We start from the raw sequence: 3478 nt of genomic DNA, 5'->3' as shown, positions 1-3478 counted from the left end.
CGCCCAGCCCGCCCCGGCGGCACCGGAGCCGGCCCACCGGCCCGGCGCCTGGCAGCGCCTGCTGCGCTGGTGGCGCGGCTACTGACCGGCCACGGCTCCGGTGGGCCCGTCGGCCCACTCCTCGTACGCGGACCACGCGCCCAGCGTCCGCCCGCTGCGGAACCGGTGCGCCACCCCGGTGACCGGATCGGTGAACTCCAGTTCCCGCGCCAGCAGTTGCAGCGGACGCCGGAAGTCACCGGCCGGCCCCGGGGCGGTCACCACCGGATACAGCGGATCGCCCAGGATCGGTACACCCAACCGGTTGAGATGCACGCGCAGTTGATGGGTCTGCCCGGTCGCGGGCAGCAGCCGGTACCGGCCGAGCGCGCCGTGCGGGCCGGCCCGCCGCTCCAGCAGCTCGACGTGGCTGACCGCGTTCGGCTCGCCCTCGACCTCCCGCGCGACAAGCACCCCGCGCTCCTTCACGATCCGGCTGCGTACCGTCCGGGGCAGCGCGAGCGCCGGATCGTACGGGGCGACGGCCTCGTACTCCTTGCGCACCCGGCGGTCACGGAACAGCGTCTGGTACGCGCCGCGCTCCTCGGGTCGTACGGTGAACAGCACCAGCCCGGCCGTGAGCCGGTCCAGCCGGTGCGCGGCGGTCAGCGACGGGATGCCGAGCTCGCGTCGCAGCCGGGCCAGCGCGGTCTGGGCGACATGGCCGCCACGCGGGGTGGTGGCCAGGAAGTGCGGCTTGTCCACGACCACGATGTGCGCGTCGCGATGGACCACCGCCAGCTCGAACGGCACCGGCACCTCGGCGGGCAGCTCCCGGTGGAACCACACATACGTCCCCGGTGCGTACGCCGCCTCCGACGGCAGGGCCCGCCCGTCCGCGCCGACCACCAGCCCGGCCTCGAACATCCCGGTGACCGCGCCCGACGGCGCCCCCGACATCCGCTCCACCAGATACGCGCGCACCGTGGGCCACGGCCCCTGGAGGGGCAGTCGCACCCGTACCGGGTCCACGCCGTCGCGCTGCGGCAGCGGGGAGGGCGGTGGCGGGGTTCGGCGTCTCATCGCCGACCAGCCTACGAGGCCGGGCGCGCCCCGGGAAAACCGCTGGGCGCGTCCGAGGCGGCCGGGCAGGATGCCGACCATGCCCTTCCTGACGACCGACGTACTGCCCGCGGGCACCCTGGCCCGCATCCCCCAGCCCGTCCTGGCCACCGGTGACGGTCTGAGAATGCGCCCCTGGCGGGCGGCGGACGCGCCCGCCGTCCACCGCGCGTTCCAGGACCCGGCCCTGCACCGGTGGCATCTGCGGGCCGCCGACTCCGAGGACGAGGCCGCCGGCTGGATCGAGCAGTGGCGGCTGGCCTGGGCCGGGGAACGCGACGCGCAGTGGGCCGTCGTGGACGAGGCCGGCGACCGGCTGCTCGGCCGGGTCGCGCTGCGCGAGATCGTGCTCGCCGACGGAGTGGCGGAGGTCGCCTACTGGACCGTGGCCGACGCGCGGGGCCGGGGGGTGGCCGCGCGGGCCACGGCGACCCTCGCCGCCTGGGCCCTGGAGGAGGTCGGCTTCCACCGCCTGGAACTCCTGCACGCCACCGCCAACGAGGCGTCCTGCCGGGTCGCCGCCAGGACCGGCTTCACCCTGGAGGGCACCAAGCGCAGCGCGGGACTCCACCGCGACGGCTGGCACGACATGCACCTGCACGCCCGGGTGCGCGGCGACTGAGGACCGCGGACGACGCGGGGAGCGTGGCCGGGCCGGACCCGTCAGGGCCCGGCCCGCCCGGCACGTCAGGCCGCCGACGCGGGCACCGTCCCCGGCACGTCCGGCGTGGCCGCCGCCCGCTTGCGGTACGTCCGCCAGGCCGCGCCCGCCGCGACCGTCACGGCCAGGAACAGCACCGTGAACCACTGGAAGTACCAGTGCCCGCCCGCCGGGTCGTACACCGCGGCGCGCGGCCAGGCGAGATTGACGGTCATGAACAGGCCGTACACGAGGGCGAGCGCGTTCACGGGGACGCCCCAGCGGCCCAGGGAGAACAGGGGAGTGCCCGTCTCGTCGGTGCCGTGGACGGCGAACTGCCCGCGCAGCCGACGTACCAGCAGGGGGCCGGTGACCATCGCGTAGGCCAGGTAGAGCATCACGATGCAGGTGGTGCCGATGGCCAGGAACGCCTCCGGCGAGGCGAAGTTCAGCAGCAGCAGGATCGCCGCGAGGGCGCCCACGACCAGCGCGGGGCCGCCGGGCATCCCGGTGCGCGGGTTGACCTTCGCCAGACGGGAGGCGAAGGGGAGCCGGCCGTCGCGGGCCATCGAGAACAGCATCCGGCAGGCCGCGGTCTGGATCGCCAGGGTCGCCACCGCGATCGCCACCACCACGTCGCCCAGCAGCAGCTTGCCGACGCCGTCGCCCAGGCTGCTGGTGAGGACGTAGCTGAGACCGTCCACCGCCAGATGTCCGTCGGTGAGACTGGGCGCGGCGAGGAGTCCGCCGAGCACGATCAGTCCGCCGAGCAGTCCGGCCGCGCCGAGCGCGGTGAGGATCGTGCGCGGTGCGGTGCGCCGGGGGTGGTGCGTCTCCTCGCTCATCTCGCCCGCGCTGTCGAAGCCGATCATCACGTAGGCGGCCGTGAAGGAGCCCACCAGCAGCGCGCCGAACAGGCCGTCCTGGGCGGCGCCCGCGGTGTGGAAGGTGATGCCGGGGGAGCGCTCGGAGTGGGTGAGCAGCAGGACGACGATGAGCACCGCGCCGATGATCTCGGCGGTTACGCCGACCCGGTTGACCAGGGACATCACCCGGTTGTCCAAGACGTTGACCAGGGTCGTCAGGGCCAGCAGCAGCACGCCGAGCAGCGCCGCGTTGGCCGCGCCGTCCGCGGAGGTCGGAGCCGGGTCCTCGCCGATCAGCTGGAAGCCGGACCAGATCGCGGGCAGCACCATCTGGAGGGCCAGGGCCGCCGCGGCGACCACCACGATCTGCCCGATCACCATGATCCAGCCGGCGAACCAGCCGAAGGTGGCGTTCGACAGGCGTGAGGACCACTGGTAGATGGCACCCGAGATGGGGTAGCGGGCGGCGAGTTCCGCGAAGCAGGCGGCCACCAGCAACTGCCCGGCCAGTACGGCCGGCCAGGCCCAGAAGAAGACGGGGCCGCCGAACGCGTACCCGAAGGCGAAGAACTGGAAGACGGTCGTCAGTACGGAGATGAAGGAGAACCCGGCCGCGAACGAGGCGTACCGGCCGAGGCTGCGGTGGAGTTCCTGGCGGTAGCCGAACTCCGCGAGGGAGTGGTCGGCGGAGGGCTTCGCGGGGTCGGGACGTACGTCGGAAGCGGCTGTGGTCGTCACGGCGGCACCTGCCTTGGGCACGTAATTCCTGTCGAGCGACAGAAATTAGGTACGGCCTGTTTCGTCCGCGTCACGCAGTCGTGTCCGGGGCGGGCCCAAGTCCTCACGCTCTCGCGGCCCACCGGCCCACCGG

At 73.9% G+C, this 3478-nt stretch carries 3 protein-coding genes; 1 reads left to right on the top strand and 2 read right to left on the bottom strand.

Annotation, left to right across the window (positions count from 1 at the left end; genetic code table 11):
- Nucleotides 1-78 precede the first annotated feature (78 nt).
- Nucleotides 79-1062: an RluA family pseudouridine synthase gene (locus FNH09_RS45470; protein WP_152895727.1), complete on the bottom strand. Its 984-nt coding sequence runs from the start codon at nucleotides 1060-1062 to the stop codon at nucleotides 79-81.
- Between the two features lie 79 nt (nucleotides 1063-1141).
- On the opposite strand from FNH09_RS45470, the gene FNH09_RS45465 reads away from it, so the two are divergent.
- On the top strand, nucleotides 1142-1723 hold the full coding sequence (locus FNH09_RS45465) for a GNAT family N-acetyltransferase (RefSeq protein WP_162470088.1): 582 nt from the start codon (nucleotides 1142-1144) through the stop codon (nucleotides 1721-1723).
- A gap of 65 nt (nucleotides 1724-1788) precedes the next feature.
- Here FNH09_RS45465 and FNH09_RS45460 read toward each other — a convergent pair whose 3' ends face one another.
- Entirely contained in the window at nucleotides 1789-3345 is a 1557-nt protein-coding gene (locus FNH09_RS45460) for an amino acid permease (RefSeq protein ID WP_162470087.1), read from the bottom strand.
- Nucleotides 3346-3478 lie beyond the last annotated feature (133 nt).

Origin of the sequence: Streptomyces adustus (genome assembly GCF_009377175.1) — a bacterium.
In the GTDB taxonomy this organism is placed as follows: domain Bacteria; phylum Actinomycetota; class Actinomycetes; order Streptomycetales; family Streptomycetaceae; genus Streptomyces; species Streptomyces adustus.
The sequence above is the reverse complement of the archived record's forward strand: the minus strand, read 5'-3'. Positions and strand labels throughout refer to the sequence as shown.